Below are 15,526 nucleotides of genomic sequence, written 5' to 3' on the forward strand. Positions count from 1 at the left end.
GCTGGCCAGCGTTCCCGGCGATGTGATCCATCGTCCAGTCCGCTGCCGCTCAACCCGGCACCCTGACACCCCACCGTTCCGCTTTGTCGCGGCTTCGAGGAAAACGGTTCGGTTCAGGCTTGGCGAAAGACGATATTTTTCATAATGGCATGGTAGATGAACAGCCGGCCCCCAACCAGGGCGGCTCAAGCCGGTCCCGTAGCTCAACTGGATAGAGCATCAGATTTCTACTCTGAGGGTTGCAGGTTCGATTCCTGCCGGGATCGCCATTTCAGTCTCGAGCGTTCATCGTGAGCCCGGTCTACGATGCGCGCCTGCAGAATCCACCGTCCTTCACGAACGCGTGGGTCGCCTCGCTCCGGGCTTTGATCCAGGCAAACGAGCCCTATCTATCCGCCGAGCGACGTGCGCCCGATAAGGACTTCGATGCCACTATCCGACTTGACGAGAATGGCTATCGCATCTGCGGTCGCGATTGTGGCAATATCGTTCCTGGCAGTTGACGCGGGAGTCGTGAACTCCGGCGCCATCACGAAGCCCATCGCGACGGCGCGGGCTTCCATCGCGGACGCGGCGGCTAGCCAGCATCAACTCGCCTTCGCCGTTCAGGCATGGACGCGTCGCGGCCACCAGAAGCCGGCCGTGGAAGAATGCCTGGCGATCGATTGAAACAGCGCAGTTTGTCGCCGCTTTCGTTTCGCGGATGTATGCGCAACATAACAATCATGTTTGTTACAGGCCATTATTCCCCCGGATGAAGATCGTCCAAATCCAGCCGAACAGTGCGCTCAAGGCGGCGACCGATGCGGCGATTGCCGCGGTCCGGGTCCACCAGATCTGCCGCTCGTGCCGTTCGATATCCGCCTCGGATTTTTGATTATCTTTCCAGTTCAGCCATTCCTGGGCGAACCCGATCGTCATGACGGGCGCGGTTCCGATCGCAATCGCTCCTGCGGATGCCGCGTCGGTCTGGGCTAGCCGCGCTCGGACGTTGGTTGCACCCGTCTTTTCAAGCACCGCAAGCCATTGCTGGGACTGTTCGTCTGAAACATGCCACGTGCATTCCCTGTAAGGAAACGCGTTCGATCGCTCTGTCATGGCCTTGCACCGTACTCACCCTTCAGTCTCGCCCTGATGTCGCGCCCACCACCCGGCAATCGCCGCCGCGAGATCCTTCCACAACGCCGTGGGCAAATCCGGCACGGCGACCCGGACGCTGTACCGATCCTTGGTCGCGTCGTGAAACCACTCGGTCGCCGCGAAATCGAAACCAAAACTGCCGGCGTGGCGAATGGGGAAGCCTTTGGCGCTGAGGTCGCGGCTCATGTCGTCGGCGGCCTGCCGCGCGGTCGCCTCGTCGAGGGCGCGCCTGCCGCGAAGCGTGACATAGAGGCCGTGGGTGAAATGCAGCTCGGCCGAGAGCGAAGCGAGCTCGGAGGCGAAATATCGCGCCGTGTGGCGACCGTTGCGCAGGATCGCCGCGACGCGCCTTTTCGTCAGGGCCCAATAGCCCGCTGAGCCCACGAATGGCGGGAAGTGCGCCGGCAACGCCGCGCCACCGAGAAGCCGGACGGCGTTGCGGGTTTCCGCCGCCAGGCTTTCGGACAGCAGCTGGCCTGCCTTGAGGTCCTTCCGGCTCCAATGCACGAACACGGCAGAGCCGAGCCGGCCGTATTCCACCCCGAGCGAATCCAGCTTGTTGTGGCTTCGCACCAACACGACGGGAATGTCCCATCGCGCGGCCCATCTCAGGACGCGCCGGATGCGCCCCGATCTGCCGGCGAAACATGTGGTGTCGAAAATCAACAGATCGAGCCCCGAACCGTCGCAACGCAAAGCCGCTTCGAACGCCCCGGCAGGAGCGCATGAATCCAGCAGGAGAAGCCGTGGCGAGGCTGCCGCAGCGAACGCTTCGGCCAGCGGCAGTCTGGCGGTGACAAGTCGCAAATGGGGGACGAGGCTCTCGATCAGCTCCAGTGTCTCGCCGTATGTGCCCGGCAGCACCACGATGTCCGCCTTGCCGGTGATTCGTGCGGACGCGAGCAGCAGCGCGGAGATCGCGGCCATGCCGGATGCGGTATAGATCGCCTCGCTCCGGCAGCCGCGCTCGAGTTCATAGAACGAGGGACCGCGGACCTTGAGGTCCGCGCGCTGATAATCGTAGCTGAACACGAACGGACCGCTGGTGGGAGACGCCGCGTGCGACCAGGCGGTCTCCGTCGCCTTCCAGTCCTGCAGCGCATGCTCCGCGCGCAGCGCGGCGGCGAGCCGAAATTTGGAGTCCACGACCTCGTCGACCGATTGCGGCCGAGCCAAATGCAGCGGGCTCCTCAGGCAATCGTTCAGCAGCCCGATTTCCCTGTGCTTTCGTTCGAGATAGGCCTCGGAGGTCTCCATGCGGATATTGATAACGGTCCTGGCAATTGCGGTTGCCTTTCAACGCTCGGCGAACGCATTGGCTCCAGACAGTCGACCCGCTCGTCCTTGCAACGAAGACCGGTCCTCGCCGTTGACACTTCACAAGGAGAACATCATGAGCGAGATCAGAGAGCATATGAAGATCATCGGCAAGGACGGCGCGCCTGTCGGCACCGTCGACCCCGTCGAGGGAAACCGCATCAAGCTGACGCGGAAGGACAGCCCGGAAGGTCACAAGGACCATCATCATTACATCGACACGAAATATGTGGGTGCCGTCGAAGGCGATATCGTCAAGCTTTCGGTCAATGCCGACGCGGTGCCGAAGTCGGAAGCGGCCTGAGTCAGCAAATTTCCCCGGAGGCTTTTTGTTTGTTCACGGTCCTGCTCCGCTTCGTTCCGCGAAACGAATCGCGATCGGAAAATCGTCGTCCGAACAAGTCTTAACGTCGCGTTTCTGCGACTCTCGTGAGGCGTCGAGCGTCACGAGTACGGGCCACAAGCGGTAGGCGTCGATCGCGGCGTTGGACAGCAGCAACCGTCGGCGTTCGCCACCCCGCATCATGCGGTCGATCCTGTTCAGGATGAACCGGGCCGCGTCCCTGCGCTCGCCAGTAAGCAGGCCGGATTGGTCGAGATATTTCCAGGCAATCTCGAAGGACTCTGCGCGCAACTCGGGATCGTTCATAGCGGCTCAACGTCGGCGAGGAACCGACGTTCCATCGGCAAGATGCGCCTCCCCGGCCGGCCTTCATGATCTCGCGCGAAAAGAATTGAGGAGGCGCGGAACGAACCTCCGGTCGGCGCGTTCGCTATCGAGTGGTGCCGATTTGCCAGCCCCGATCGGCTCTCGAGAACCCCGTGCTTGTCCCCCGAGCACGGGGTTTTTCTGTGAATACGGGTATTGTCGCAAGAACGTGGGCTCAGTCCGTCCGCTCTTCGCGCCGGTCGCGGGCGAGTTGATGCCAGGCCAGGGCCAGCTCGATGAGACGTTGCCGGTCGGGGCCTTCGGCCGCCACGGCGCGCTTCATCGCCGCCTCGGCTTCGTGCTGTGGATCGTACTTAGTACACATGAAGCCAATTCTAGCCGGACGATCTGGACAAGCGCGTGGCAATTTCGTCCGTATGATTGCGGGGTTAATCCGCACTTGGGGATTTGCGACTCGATCCAGTTCACGCATCTGTCTGGCCTTGATGCGCACCGATCTGTGAAGTGCGTCACAGCCGGCGCCCGACGCCTCCGCTAAACAGTCCTCAGCGCTCTCAGGAGCGAGAAGGCATGGGAGGTGGTCCCGTCATGACACAAGAAGCCGCAGCCGAAATTGCCGTCCCGACGCGACGCGAAAGATCCGATCCGCTCGGCATCGCATATCTTGCGACCATCGGTATCGTGATGCTGGCCTGGATCGCGGGCCTGGTCTGGGCCGCGATCGCGTTCTTCAGCTGGCTGGTGTCCTGACGCGCGCGGCCACGCCACAAATGAAAAGAGGCGGACTTTTCATCCGCCTCTTCGCATCAGGTCTTGCCTGGAGTGCTCAGTAACACGCGCGGGGGTCAGCCTGCACATATTGGCCGCTCGGATAGCGGTAGTAGCAGTTGCCCTGGGCCAGATAGTAGCCAGGACGCGAAGCAGCCGTCGCGCCGGCGATCGCGCCGGTGGCACCGCCGATCACGGCGCCTGCGGCCGCACCTGAGGCGTTGCCCGAGATCAGGCCGCCCAGCAAGCCGCCGACGATGGCGCCGCCAAGCGCGCTCGCGCCGGGATCGGCGGGTGGCGGTGGCGGCGGCGGTTCGTAGGCGACCGGCGGCGGGGCGTAGGCCACAGGCACGTCATCGTAATAATCCTCCGAGATGTAGGCCGGCGGGCCGGCCATCCGCTGCGGATAATAATACCGCGCGCCGCCCACATCCCACCACCAGCCGGAGCGGCCGTTGTGGACTTCGTGGCGCCAGCGTCCGCCATCCCAGGCGAGATGGCCGCGATAGCTGTGACCGCCCCAATCGCGCGCCGGTGCGGGACCCCTGGCGTAATTGCGTCCGGGGGGCGGGCCGCCGGCATTGCGCGGCGCCGGAGCTGGACCGCTAAGGCCCGGACCTGCATGACCGGGGCCGCCGGCGTGAGGCTGGCCGCCGGGCCGTGGCGCCGGCCGGGCAACCTGCTGCGGCGGCGGACCCTTGCGCATGTTCTGAGGCGGAGCACTGGCGCCCGGTCCGGCCGATGGCTGGGCGGCGTCTCTCGGCGGCCTGGCCTCCTGAGCCTGCGCCGGGACGGCGAGCATCGACATCGCCGAAACCAAGGGAATGATGATCTTGATGCGACTGGACGCACTCATGCGTGCTTGCCCCCTATTCTCTCGATTGCGGTCAATGGCCGTGATGCCTGGCGCGATAGACGATTCGGCTCGCGCTGAGCTGATGCCGGCTGACATGACTGACCTGCTTTGGTCGCCCAAGTCCCGTTACAAATGATTAAGATCACGACATTTTTTTCGTCCGCGCGGGCCGCGCTGGAGTGCTTCTAGCGGGCCGGCTCGATCACGTTGCAGTTGCTTCGCCCGGACATCAGGCAGTCCTGCATCTTGCTGGCCGAGGTGAGATCGCGCGCGAGCCACCAGCCGACGCCGAGGATCACGATCGCGATGATCAAGCCCGCAATGGCGCCGCGGCGGTTGTCACCGGATTGAGGTTTTGGAGGGGATTTGGGCTTCGCGCCCGGTTCGGGCTTACGTTCGGACTTTGCTTCGGACTTTGCTTCGGACTTGGACATGGCTGGCCGATCACGGGGGCGAGCGGGCTTTATCACCTCTGCGGCGTGGCGTCACATCTCGCCCAAGCTTCTCCCGGTTAGCCTCGGGTGGGCCGGATCGCTTCCTTGCGCGAGGTTTCGACCGCCGGGATCGCCTGCTGGACCCGCGGTGCGCAGGTCGTGAGCACGAACGCGGTCTGGGTGCATTCCCAATCTGCGCCCAGGACGGCACTTTCGATCGGCTGCGGCCGGGCGAGGAGCAGCGTGGCACCGGCCAGGGCTGCCACCGTGACGGCGATTGCGAGCGCCTTCACGCTCAGTCTTGAGATCGTCATACCCGTGCTCCGCGTCTCATACCGGGCGGGACGCTAGGCACCGCCCTGGTGCCCCCATATGAGGGACATCACAATTCGGCAGTTTTTCGGGGCTACGAGAGATCGTCGGGGGCGGCGATTTTCGTCTACCTGATCGGCTGCGATTATAGGTGGCATCACGGCGCGCGCCGATGTACACGCATCTGCGTCGCGCGGCGCCCGCTATGCCCAGCCGACGTACCAACAGGCAGTGATGTAGGATCGAAAGCGAGGATGACAAGGTTCGCCGATGAGTGGATTTAGGGAACCAGGCTTCTCCGACCGACAAAAGGCGGCACAGGAAGCACGCAAGAACCTTTTGAACAAATTCAAGTCGCAGCCAGGGCCGGATGATCCGGCGGTTGTGGCGAAGCGTGCGGAGCGCGAGGCCCTTGCGGCCAAGCGCGCCGAGGCAAAGGCTGCGCGAGAGACGGAAAAGGCCGAGCAGAAGCGCCTTCAAGAAGAGGCTGCCGCGCTCGAGTCCGCGCGGATCGCCCGCGAAGCCGAAGAAGCCGTCGCGAAGGCGGCCGAAGCCGAGGCCGAGCAAAAGGCCAAGCGAGACGCTCGCTACGCCGCCCGCAAGGCGAAGCGCAAGTAACGTTCGCAAGTCTAACGCTCGCAAGTCACGTTCAATTGAATTTGGACTGAAACAACACTCTGGGGGGCGGTCATACGTGACCGCCCCCGGATTTTTGGCGCGCGTCTGTCTGTCGCAAGCGCCTCCTCGACGATGGAAGATCAGTGCTTCTTCATCATCCCGTCGTCTTTCTTCATCCCGTCCTTCGACATCGTGTCCTTCTTCATGCCGTCGTCCTTGGACATGGTGTCCTTCTTCATGCCGTCCTTGGACATCGTGTCCTTTTTCATCATGCCGTCATCCTTGCCCATCTTGTCCTGGGCAAAAGCGGCCGGCGACAGCGCGAGGCCGAGCGAGAGAACGGCCGCCGAAACGCCGAGCGCGATGCGGGTACGAATGGTCATGACTGGTCTTCCCTTCGAGATGGATGTTTGTCAGCGACGGACGCCGCTATCTGATCTCGACGGATTGCCACGGGGCGTTGTTACGCGGCCGCTGATAAATTTCTGCGCGCCCGCCGCCGTCCTTCGTTCGGCGGATGCAGGAGATCGGGTGTGTGCAACGCAACATAGCCGCCTCTTGCCGCGGCATTCGGTCTCGAACTATCAGACTAGAGAACATTGTCTGAAAGACCGGCTAGGATGGGCCTCAGCACGGTTTCGAAGACCGACCCAAAATCACGGCAAACAAGAACCCTCCAAAGAACCGTTCAAAAAACCGCCCAAGGGAATCACACCATGCTCACGCGCCGCCACCTGATCGCGACTGCCGTCGCCGCACCCGCCATTCTCCGTTTCGGCACCGGCACCGCGCATGCCGCGACCACGCTGAAGATCTCGCATCAGTTCCCGGGCGGCACCGTCGACAAGGGCGATTTCCGCGACCGGCTCTGCCGCATGTTCGCCGCCGAAGTCAGTAAGCGCAGCAACGGCGACATCGCCGCCGAGATCTATCCGAACTCCTCGCTGATCAAGACCAACGCGCAGTTCTCCGCGATGCGTAAGGGCGCGCTCGACATCAGCCTCTATCCGATGCCCTATGCCGGCGGCGAATTGCCGGAAACCAATATCGGCCTGATGCCGGGCCTCGTCACCACCTACGACCAGGGCATGCGCTGGAAGAAGGAGCCGGTCGGCAAGGCGTTGACCGACTTCCTCGCCGACAAGGGCATCATCCTGCTCAGCTGGGTGTGGCAGGCCGGCGGCGTCGCCAGCCGCTCCAAGCCGATCGTGGCCCCCGAAGATGCCAAGGGTCTCAAGGTGCGCGGCGGCTCGCGCGAGATGGACATGGTGCTGCAGACCGCCGGCGCCTCGGTGCTGTCGGTGCCCTCAAACGAAATCTACGCAGCGATGCAGACGGGTGCCTGCGATGCCGGCATCACCTCCTCGACCAGCCTGATCTCGTTCCGCCTTGAAGAAGTCGCGAAATCGCTGACCTCTGGCGCAGGCGCGTCCTATTGGTTCATGCTCGAGCCGCTGATGATGTCGAAGGCGATCTTCGACAAGCTGCCGAAGAACCAGCAGGACATCCTGCTCGCGGTCGGCACCGAGCTCGAAGCATTCGGCCGCAAGGGCGCGCAGGACGACGACGTCGAGGTCGCCAAGGTCTACGAGAAGGCCGGCGCCAAGGTCTCGGCGCTCGATGCCGCAACCGTCGGCAAGTGGCGTGACATCGCCCGCGACACCGCATGGAAGGACTACGGCGCCAAGACCGCGACCTCGGCCAACCTGCTCAAGCTCGCGACCGACGTCGCCGCATGAGCCACGGTCCGCTTCCGGATCGTGACGACCAGGCCAACGCTGCCGCAAGGACCGGCCTTGCGGCGGCGATCGATCGCGGTCTCGCCATCGTCAACAGCATCATCGTCGTGTTCGCCGCGATCGCACTGATCGCGGCCTGCGCCATCCTGAGCTACAGCGTGCTCAGCCGCGCTTTGTTCAAGGCCGCCAATTACTGGCAGGACGAGGCGGCGGTGTTCCTGCTGGTGGGCGCCACCTTCATGACTGCCGCCTACGTGCAGCAGAACCGCGGTCACATCGGCATCGAGGCCTTCGTCGGCCTGCTCTCGCCGCTGGCGAACCGGATCAGGCTCTGGCTGGTCGATGCCGTGACGCTTCTGTTCTGCGCTTTCTTCGCCTGGAAGTCCTGGACGCTGGCGCATGAAGCCTATGTCGACGGCCAGGTCTCGAACTCGATGTGGTCGCCGCCGCTGGCGATCCCCTATTCGCTGATGGCGTTCGGCATGAGCCTGCTCTGCGTCCAGATCCTCGTGCAGCTTGCGCTGCCTTTCGCTGGAGCCAGGCGTTCATGAGCGTTTTCGGTATCGGCCTCGCGTACGGGATCGCGACGCTGGTCGTGATGTTTTCGGGCATGCCGATTGCGTTCGCGCTCGGCGCGGTCGCGGTCGTGTTCATGGGCATCTACATGCCCGCCGCCTCTCTCGATACGGTGACGCAGAACGTCTACGAGGAAATGGCCTCGATCACGCTGCTTTCGATCCCGCTCTTCATCCTGAAGGGCGCCGCGATCGGCAAGTCGCGCGCGGGCCAGGATCTCTACTCGGCTCTGCACGCCTGGCTGCACCGCGTCCCCGGCGGCCTCGGCGTCGCCAACGTGTTCGCCTGCGCGCTGTTTGCGGCGATGGCGGGCTCCTCGCCCGCAACCTGCTCGGCAATCGGCTCGGCCGGAATCCCCGAGATGCGCAAGCGCGGCTATTCCGGCGGTTTTGCCGCCGGCATCATCGCCGCCGGCGGCACGCTCGGCATCCTGCTGCCGCCGTCGATCACCATGATCCTGTTTGCTGTCGCCGCCGAAAAATCGCTGGGACGGCTGTTCCTCGCCGGCATTGGACCCGGCCTGCTGCTGGTCTCGTTGTTCGGCATCTACGCCGTGATCCGCTTCCGCCAGGAATATGCCGCGGCCGAAGCGATCTACAAGAACGGCGGCCCGGAAGCTGCGATCCTCGCCCGCGACGAGTACACGCTCGCGGAACGCTTCAGCGTGCTGCCGCGCGTGATCCCCTTCGTGCTGCTGCTCACCGGCGTCATGATCGCGCTCTATGGCGGCTACGCCACGCCGTCGGAGACCGCCGGCCTCGGCGGCCTCTTGGCGCTGGCATTGATTGCGGCGATCTACAGCGTGTGGCGGCCGAGCGACCTCGCCCCGATCCTGAAATCGACGATCCGGGAATCGACGATGCTGATGATGATCATCGGCATGTCGCTGCTCTACTCCTACGTGATGAGCTATCTGCACATCTCGCAATCGGCGGCCGAATCCGTCGTCGCGATGCATCTGCCGCGCTGGGGCCTCTTGTTCGCGATCCTCGTCATGGTCGTCGTGCTCGGCTTCTTCCTGCCGCCGGTCTCGATTATTCTCATGACCGCGCCGATCATCCTGCCGCCGCTTCGCGCGGCGAACTTCGACATCATCTGGTTCGGCGTCGTCATGACTATCGTGATGGAGATGGGGCTGATCCATCCACCCGTCGGCCTCAACATCTTCGTCATCCGCAACGTCGCGCCCGACATTCCCTTGCGCGAGGTGATCTGGGGCACGCTGCCGTTCGTGCTGCTGATGATGGTCGCGGTGCTGCTGCTGTGCTTCGTGCCGGAGATCTCGACCGCGCTGCCGGATCTGGTGATGGGCCCGGACGGGAGCAGGTAAAACTCCCGTAGGGTGGATTAGCCGAAGGCGTAATCCACCTCTTCTCGTCAATGCGGTCAGAAAGAGGTGGGTTACGCTTCGCTAACCCACTCTACGATTTCTCTTTCCGCCGCGACCGCGGTGCGATCGCCACCACCTGCAACAGATCCTTGCGCACGGCTTCGATGTGCCGCTCCAAAAACCGGCAGGCCTCCTCGATCTTTTGCGTGCGGCAGAGCGCGATCAGATGAGCGTGCTCCTTCTCGGCGGTCCCCATCGCCTTGGTGTTGGAGAGCTGGAGACGCGTATAGCGGTCGCTGGTCTGGAGCAGTGACAGCACGATCGCCCGGGTGCGGGGCTGCGGGGCATGGACATACAACGCCATGTGGAAGTCGGCGTTGAGCTGCCCCCATTCGCTGACGTTGCGGGCCTTGATCGCCTTCTCGAAGCTCTTGTGGATGTCGTCGAGCCCCGCGAAATCCTCCACGGTGAATCGGGGGGCCGAGTGCGCTAGCAGCCGCGGCTCCAGGATCCGGCGCAGGTCGAAGACGTCGTTGATCTCGTCCAGTGACAGCTCGGAGACGATGGCGCCCTTCTGCGGAACGATCCGCACCAGGCCCTCCGCTTCGAGCTGAAACAGCGCCTCGCGCACGGGGATACGGCTGACGCCATAGGCCTCGCCAAGCGCATCCTGGCGCAGTTGCGATCCGGCCGGATAGGTCCCGTCGAGGATTGCCTGTCGGAGTTGGTCGACGATCGCAGCCGACAGGGTGCGATGCTTCAGAGGCGCTTTCATCCGATATTCCGTCCGTTCCCGACTCGGCCGGCCGGAACGGTCCCTGTCTTGCATGTTGATGTCATCCCGTCCCCCGCGAAAAGGTCGTGCACGCCTTCGAGGCAGCCCGCAATTCCATTTGACAGCCAAAATGTATAAATTATACATTCGGCCATCGCACGACAAATCTTGCGGGCAATGGGGCCTCTTCATGATCGAGCAGACGATGCCGGCCACGCGCGCGTTCAGCGTTCGACGCATGATCGTCCGCGCTTCCAGCGCCCTGCTCGCTGTCGAGCGCATCGCATTGATGGGCCTGATGTACCTGCTCACCGGCCTGATCCTGGTCAACGTCGTCACCCGCTACTCGCATTTTCCGATCTACTGGATCGACGAATCCGCGGTCTATTGCGTGGTCTGGCTGACCTTCATCGGGGCGTCCGCGATGACGCGGCTGCGGCTCGATTTCGCGGTGACGATGCTGACGGAACGTCTTTCGCGCCGCGCCCAGAAGATCGCGAAGGTGATCTCGATCGGCCTCGTCGTCGTGTTCGGCCTCGCCCTGATCGTCACCTGCGTGCTCTGGATGGACCCGATTGGCCTTGCCCGCGCCGGTTTCGACGGGCGCAAGCTGGCGGCCCAGACCTTCAATTTCCTCTACACGGAGCATACCCAGACGCTGAACTGGCCGACCTGGGTGCTCTATCTGACGCTGCCGATGTTCGCGGTGTCGATGACCGTGCATGGCCTCGCCAATTTGCTGGAAGACCTCGAGCTGGTCCCGCGCACGCAACCGAAGGGCTTTGCGCTCTCCGAACTCGACGGGGTCAACTGATGATCACGTCGGCAGCCTTTCTCGCGATCATGCTGGTCGGCGTGCCGATCGGGCTCTGCCTGTGCCTTGCCGGCCTGGTTTACATCGCGGCGTCCGGCAATCCGGTGCTGTTCCAGTCCTATCCGCTCCAGCTGTTCGGAGGCGTCGACAGCTATGGCCTGATCGCCATTCCGCTCTTCATCCTGATCGGCGAGATCATGAACGGCGGCGGCATCACGCGGCGCATCGTCGACATGGCGATGGCCTTCGTCGGCTCGCTCAAGGGCGGGCTCGCCTACGTCAACATCCTCGCCAACATGTTCATCTCCTCGATCCTGGGATCGGCGACCGCACAGGTCGCGATCATGGCCCAGATCATGGTGCCGGAGATGGAGAAGAAGGGCTACGACAAGACGTTTGCGGCGGGACTGACCGCCTATGGCGGCATGCTCGGCCCGATCATCCCGCCGTCGGTGATGTTCGTGGTCTACAGCGTGCTCGCGCAGGTCTCGGTCAGCGACATGCTGATCGCCGGCATCGTGCCGGGCGTCATCCTCACGGTGATGTTCTGCGTCGTCATCGCCCTGATGGGCTACATCTACAACTATCCGCGCGCCGACTATCAGACGCCGCGGCAGCGCGTGGCGACGATCCTGCGGACCTCGCCCACCCTGCTGATCCCGATCGTCATCGTCGGCACAATCCTCGGCGGTCTCGCCAACGCGACGGAATCCGCCGCCGTCGGCGCCGTTGCCGCCGCCCTGGTCGGAAAGTTCAGTTCGAATTCTCGCAGCTGCCGCAGATGATGCTGCGCAGCGCGATCTATGCGGCGATCGTGCTGTTCCTGGTGGCCGCCGCGGCGGTGTTCTCCTGGGTGCTGATCTTCGGCAAGGTGCCGCAGGAAACCGCCGCCTGGATCCAGACGGCCGCCAAGGACCCGATCAGCTTCATGCTGATCTGCAACGTCATCCTGCTGGTGATCGGCACAGTGATCGACGGCATTCCCGGCCTGATCATGACGGTGCCGATCCTGCTGCCGGTCGCAACCGACGTCTATCACATCGATCCCCGGCATTTCGGCGTCGTGGTGGTGATCAACCTGGTTCTCGGCCTGTTGTCCCCGCCGGTCGGGCTCTGCTTCTTCGTCGCGGCCGCCGTCACCGGCGCCAAGCCCGGCAAGATGTTCATGGTGACGCTGCCCTTCTTCGTCATCTCCTGCGTCCTGCTGGTGCTGCTCTCGCTCTATCCGTCGCTCTCGCTGATCCTCATCAAATAGGCCCGTCAAAAAGGAAGCCCGACCATGCCGCTATCACGCCGCCGCTTTCTCGCAGCCAGCGCCGCCGCATCGGTGTTTGCGCCGTCGCTGGCGCTCGCGCAGGCCAAGGAATTCCGCCTCGGCCTGATCACGCCGAACGGCCATTCCTGGAACAAGGCTGCGCTCAAATTCGGCGAAGACCTCAAAGCCGCTACCAACGGCCGCCTGACCCTGACCGTGTTCCACTCCGGCCAACTCGGCAACGAGCCCGCGATGATGCAGCAATTGCAGTCCGGCGCGCTTGACATGGGCTTCATCCAGGCCGCCGAGCTCGGCTCGCGCGTGCCGCACATCGCTGCGATCAACGCGCCTTACATCGTCCGCTCGACCCCTGCGGTCGCGAAATTCGTGCGGCATCCGGCGGCGGTCAAGCTGTTCGAGGTGCTGCCGCAGGAGACCGGGACGATCGGGCTAGGCTGGGGCATCACCGGGATGCGGGCGGTATTCTCCTCCAAGGATCTGACTTCGCTCGCCGACATCAAGGGCATGAAGCTGCGGATCAATCCGACGCCGGTCTATCGCGATTTCTACTCATCGCTGGGTGCAGCCCCGACGCCGATTCCGACGCCGCAGGTGTTCGACGCGATGGCCAACGGCCAGGTCGACGGCCTCGAAGCCGACCTCGAATTCTCCTGGAACCAGCGCTTCGACAAGGTATCGAAGGTGATCCTGCAGATGAACGCCGTCTTCATGCCGATGGCCGCAGTGGTGTCGGGCCGGGTCTGGCAGTCGCTCCCCGCCGCCGACCGCGAGCTGATCGCCAAGACCGTCAAGTCGACGCTGGATGCGCAGATCGACGAGTTGGCCTCCAACGAGCCCACCCTGATCGAGAATTTCCGCAACGCCCCGATCCCGATCCGCCAGGTGCCAGCCGGCGATACCGAAGCTGTCATTGCCGAGTTCGACAAGATCTGGCTGCCCAAGGCACCTGTCCTCGCCGAGCTGCGCAAGGTCGGCGCCACGCTCTGATCCCACCCGCCATCCCCTTCAAAACACCCGGCGGATCCAGCCTCCCGCCGGCAAAATCCACTCGGAGTCAAACCATGAGCCGCCGCGTTTCCTGGGAAGGCGTCTTCCCGGCCGTCACCACGCAATTCCACGACGATCTCTCGCTCGACATCGCCGCGACCGCGAAGGTGATGGACGGGCTGATCCGTGACGGCGTCTCCGGCCTGATCGTCTGCGGCTCGGTCGGCGAGAACACCTCGCTGGAGCGCAAGGAGAAGGTCGCGATCATGGAGACCGCGAAGTCCGTCACGGCCGGCCGCGTCCCCGTATTGTGCGGCATCGCCGAATTCACCACGGCCTTCGCGGTCGAAACCGCGAAGGAGGCCGCGCGCGTCGGCATCGACGGCGTGATGGTGATGCCGGCCCTGGTCTATTCGTCCAAGCCGCACGAGACCGCCGCGCATTTCCGTGCCGTCGCCACCGCGACGGACCTGCCGGTGATGCTCTACAACAACCCGCCGATCTACAAGAACGACGTCACTCCCGACATCCTGGCCACGCTCGCCGACGTCGAGACCGTCGTCTGCTTCAAGGATTCCTCCGGAGATACTCGGCGCTTTATCGACACCAGGAACATGGTCGGCGATCGCTTCGTGCTGTTCGCCGGCCTCGACGACGTCATCGTCGAGAGCATCGCGATGGGCGCCGTGGGGTGGGTCTCCGGCATGTCCAATGCCTTCCCGCGCGAGGGCGAGACGCTGTTTCGTCTGGCCAAGGCGGGGCGCTTTGCCGAGGCGATGCCGCTCTACGAATGGTTCATGCCGCTCTTGCATCTCGATGCGCGCCCGGACCTCGTCCAGTGCATCAAGCTGTGCGAGCACATCATGGGCCGCGGCACCGCGCTGACGCGCCCGCCCCGCCTCGCGCTGCTGCCGCAGGAGAAGGCCGAGGTCGAGGCGATGATGGCCAAGGCGCTAAAGAGCCGGCCGCGCCTGCCCGATGTGGGGCTGAAGGCAGCGTAAGCTAGATCGCGGCGCGCATCAGCCTGGCGTTCAGCGCGGACGCCACGCGGCTCACGGGCGACTTGCCCAGCACGCCGCTCATCTCATTCGTGGCGGCCAGCAGTCGGTCCATATCGACACCGGTCCTGATTCCCATGCCCTCGAGCATGTAGACGACGTCCTCGGTCGCGACATTGCCGGTCGCGCCCGGCGCGTAGGGGCAGCCGCCGAGGCCGCCGGCGGCGGCATCGATGACACGGACACCCTCCTCCAGGCCGGCATAGAGATTGGCGAGCGCCTGGCCGTAGGTGTCGTGAAAATGCATCGCGAGGTTGGCGGGAGGGATGTTGGCGCTGACCGCCCGCAGCATCTCTTTGGCTTTGGCCGGCGTGCCTACCCCGATGGTGTCGCCGAGCGAGATTTCATAGCAGCCGAGCTCCCACAGCGTGGTGGCGAGATCGGCCACCGCCTTCGGCTTGATCTCGCCGTCGAACGGACAGCCCAGCACGCAGGAGACATAGCCGCGGACCATGACACCATCGGCCTTGGCGCGCGCCAGCACGGGCCTAAACCGCTCGATGGATTCGGCGACCGTGCAATTGATGTTGGCCCGCGAAAAGCCCTCGGAGGCCGCGGCGAACACGGAGACCACCTTCGCGCCCGCGGCGCGCGCGGCGTCATAGCCCTTCTCGTTCGGCACCAGCACGTGGAATTCGGCGCCGGTCAGGTGGCTGACGCCGCGCAGCACAGCCTCCGAGCTCGCCATCTGCGGGATCGCCTTGGGCGAGACGAAGGCGCCGACCTCGACTGTATTGAGGCCGGCGGCAACCAGCGCCTCGATGAAGGCGATGCGGGCCTCGACGCTGACCGCCGTCTTCTCGTTCTGCAAGCCGTCGCGCGGCCCCATTTCGATGATGCGGACCTGATCGCTCAT

General features: G+C 64.0%; 20 protein-coding genes, 1 tRNA gene and 1 pseudogene. 11 read left to right on the forward strand and 11 right to left on the reverse strand.

Annotated features, from left to right (window positions below):
• The first annotated feature begins 192 nt into the window (after positions 1 to 192).
• Positions 193 to 269: transfer RNA gene (locus ABIB66_RS37770), tRNA-Arg, on the forward strand.
• A gap of 120 nt (positions 270 to 389) precedes the next feature.
• Here ABIB66_RS37770 and ABIB66_RS37775 read toward each other — a convergent pair.
• The 3 genes from ABIB66_RS37775 to ABIB66_RS37785 form a co-directional block, all read right to left on the reverse strand.
• The gene (locus ABIB66_RS37775; protein WP_354203512.1) at positions 390 to 563 is read right to left on the reverse strand and encodes a hypothetical protein; all 174 of its coding nucleotides are present in this window, start codon (positions 561 to 563) and stop codon (positions 390 to 392) included.
• Between the two features lie 169 nt (positions 564 to 732).
• On the reverse strand, positions 733 to 1,098 hold the full coding sequence (locus ABIB66_RS37780; protein ID WP_354203514.1) for a hypothetical protein: 366 nt from the start codon (positions 1,096 to 1,098) through the stop codon (positions 733 to 735).
• A gap of 15 nt (positions 1,099 to 1,113) precedes the next feature.
• Complete coding sequence (locus ABIB66_RS37785) at positions 1,114 to 2,397, reverse strand: hypothetical protein (RefSeq protein ID WP_354203516.1); 1,284 nt, start codon at positions 2,395 to 2,397, stop codon at positions 1,114 to 1,116.
• Between the two features lie 136 nt (positions 2,398 to 2,533).
• Here ABIB66_RS37785 and ABIB66_RS37790 point away from each other — a divergent pair, with 136 nt between their 5' ends.
• Positions 2,534 to 2,761, forward strand: coding sequence for a DUF2171 domain-containing protein (locus tag ABIB66_RS37790; RefSeq protein ID WP_354203518.1), 228 nt, complete (start codon positions 2,534 to 2,536; stop codon positions 2,759 to 2,761).
• 33 nt (positions 2,762 to 2,794) lie between these two features.
• Here the strand turns inward: ABIB66_RS37790 and ABIB66_RS37795 are convergent, their stop codons facing one another.
• Together ABIB66_RS37795 and ABIB66_RS37800 are read right to left on the reverse strand one after the other, a co-directional pair.
• Complete coding sequence (locus ABIB66_RS37795; RefSeq protein ID WP_473317958.1) at positions 2,795 to 3,106, reverse strand: hypothetical protein; 312 nt, start codon at positions 3,104 to 3,106, stop codon at positions 2,795 to 2,797.
• Between the two features lie 235 nt (positions 3,107 to 3,341).
• Positions 3,342 to 3,491 carry a hypothetical protein gene (locus ABIB66_RS37800; protein ID WP_197031201.1) on the reverse strand — a complete coding sequence of 50 codons (150 nt, stop codon included), beginning with the start codon at positions 3,489 to 3,491 and terminating at the stop codon, positions 3,342 to 3,344.
• Positions 3,492 to 3,715: 224 nt separating this feature from the next.
• On the opposite strand from ABIB66_RS37800, the gene ABIB66_RS37805 reads away from it, so the two are divergent.
• The gene (locus ABIB66_RS37805; RefSeq protein ID WP_007610185.1) at positions 3,716 to 3,877 is read left to right on the forward strand and encodes a hypothetical protein; all 162 of its coding nucleotides are present in this window, start codon (positions 3,716 to 3,718) and stop codon (positions 3,875 to 3,877) included.
• A gap of 76 nt (positions 3,878 to 3,953) precedes the next feature.
• Here the strand turns inward: ABIB66_RS37805 and ABIB66_RS37810 are convergent, their stop codons facing one another.
• From ABIB66_RS37810 to ABIB66_RS37820, 3 genes are all read right to left on the reverse strand, one after another.
• Positions 3,954 to 4,751, reverse strand: a complete 798-nt coding sequence (locus ABIB66_RS37810; RefSeq protein WP_354258379.1) for a hypothetical protein — start codon at positions 4,749 to 4,751, stop codon at positions 3,954 to 3,956.
• A 185-nt stretch (positions 4,752 to 4,936) separates the two neighbouring features.
• A complete protein-coding gene (locus tag ABIB66_RS37815; protein WP_354203523.1) occupies positions 4,937 to 5,185 on the reverse strand; it encodes a hypothetical protein in 249 nt (82 codons plus the stop codon).
• A gap of 77 nt (positions 5,186 to 5,262) precedes the next feature.
• Entirely contained in the window at positions 5,263 to 5,499 is a 237-nt protein-coding gene (locus ABIB66_RS37820) for a hypothetical protein (protein WP_275172632.1), read from the reverse strand.
• A gap of 268 nt (positions 5,500 to 5,767) precedes the next feature.
• On the opposite strand from ABIB66_RS37820, the gene ABIB66_RS37825 reads away from it, so the two are divergent.
• A complete protein-coding gene (locus tag ABIB66_RS37825) occupies positions 5,768 to 6,115 on the forward strand; it encodes a DUF6481 family protein (protein ID WP_275172633.1) in 348 nt (115 codons plus the stop codon).
• 140 nt (positions 6,116 to 6,255) lie between these two features.
• On the opposite strand, the gene ABIB66_RS37830 is transcribed toward ABIB66_RS37825, so the two are convergent.
• Positions 6,256 to 6,498, reverse strand: a complete 243-nt coding sequence (locus ABIB66_RS37830) for a pentapeptide MXKDX repeat protein (protein ID WP_007591301.1) — start codon at positions 6,496 to 6,498, stop codon at positions 6,256 to 6,258.
• Positions 6,499 to 6,831: 333 nt separating this feature from the next.
• Between ABIB66_RS37830 and ABIB66_RS37835 the strand changes: the two genes are divergently transcribed.
• Genes ABIB66_RS37835 through ABIB66_RS37845 form a run of 3 tightly spaced genes read left to right on the forward strand, consistent with a single transcriptional unit; the run spans position 6,832 to position 9,760 of the window.
• Entirely contained in the window at positions 6,832 to 7,854 is a 1,023-nt protein-coding gene (locus tag ABIB66_RS37835) for a TRAP transporter substrate-binding protein (protein ID WP_354203526.1), read from the forward strand.
• Positions 7,851 to 8,405, forward strand: a complete 555-nt coding sequence (locus ABIB66_RS37840) for a TRAP transporter small permease (protein WP_354258382.1) — start codon at positions 7,851 to 7,853, stop codon at positions 8,403 to 8,405. Before ABIB66_RS37835 ends, ABIB66_RS37840 begins: the two co-directional genes overlap by 4 nt.
• Positions 8,402 to 9,760, forward strand: a complete 1,359-nt coding sequence (locus tag ABIB66_RS37845; protein ID WP_354203530.1) for a TRAP transporter large permease — start codon at positions 8,402 to 8,404, stop codon at positions 9,758 to 9,760. Before ABIB66_RS37840 ends, ABIB66_RS37845 begins: the two co-directional genes overlap by 4 nt.
• A gap of 91 nt (positions 9,761 to 9,851) precedes the next feature.
• Here ABIB66_RS37845 and ABIB66_RS37850 read toward each other — a convergent pair whose 3' ends face one another.
• Positions 9,852 to 10,535 carry a GntR family transcriptional regulator gene (locus ABIB66_RS37850; protein WP_354203532.1) on the reverse strand — a complete coding sequence of 228 codons (684 nt, stop codon included), beginning with the start codon at positions 10,533 to 10,535 and terminating at the stop codon, positions 9,852 to 9,854.
• Between the two features lie 205 nt (positions 10,536 to 10,740).
• Between ABIB66_RS37850 and ABIB66_RS37855 the strand changes: the two genes are divergently transcribed.
• From ABIB66_RS37855 to ABIB66_RS37870, 4 genes and pseudogenes are all read left to right on the forward strand, one after another.
• Positions 10,741 to 11,349, forward strand: coding sequence for a TRAP transporter small permease (locus tag ABIB66_RS37855; protein WP_354204533.1), 609 nt, complete (start codon positions 10,741 to 10,743; stop codon positions 11,347 to 11,349).
• Positions 11,349 to 12,604: pseudogene (locus ABIB66_RS37860) on the forward strand (TRAP transporter large permease). Before ABIB66_RS37855 ends, ABIB66_RS37860 begins: the two are co-directional and overlap by 1 nt.
• A 24-nt stretch (positions 12,605 to 12,628) precedes the next feature.
• A complete protein-coding gene (locus ABIB66_RS37865) occupies positions 12,629 to 13,612 on the forward strand; it encodes a TRAP transporter substrate-binding protein (protein ID WP_354203535.1) in 984 nt (327 codons plus the stop codon).
• Between the two features lie 74 nt (positions 13,613 to 13,686).
• Entirely contained in the window at positions 13,687 to 14,613 is a 927-nt protein-coding gene (locus ABIB66_RS37870) for a dihydrodipicolinate synthase family protein (protein WP_354203537.1), read from the forward strand.
• A 1-nt stretch (position 14,614) separates the two neighbouring features.
• Here the strand turns inward: ABIB66_RS37870 and ABIB66_RS37875 are convergent, their stop codons facing one another.
• Positions 14,615 to 15,526 (reverse strand): hydroxymethylglutaryl-CoA lyase, encoded by a 912-nt coding sequence (locus ABIB66_RS37875; protein ID WP_354203539.1) that lies wholly within the window; start codon positions 15,524 to 15,526, stop codon positions 14,615 to 14,617.

The sequence above is a fragment of the Bradyrhizobium sp. F1.13.3 genome, from assembly GCF_040548265.1.
Lineage (GTDB): Bacteria > Pseudomonadota > Alphaproteobacteria > Rhizobiales > Xanthobacteraceae > Bradyrhizobium.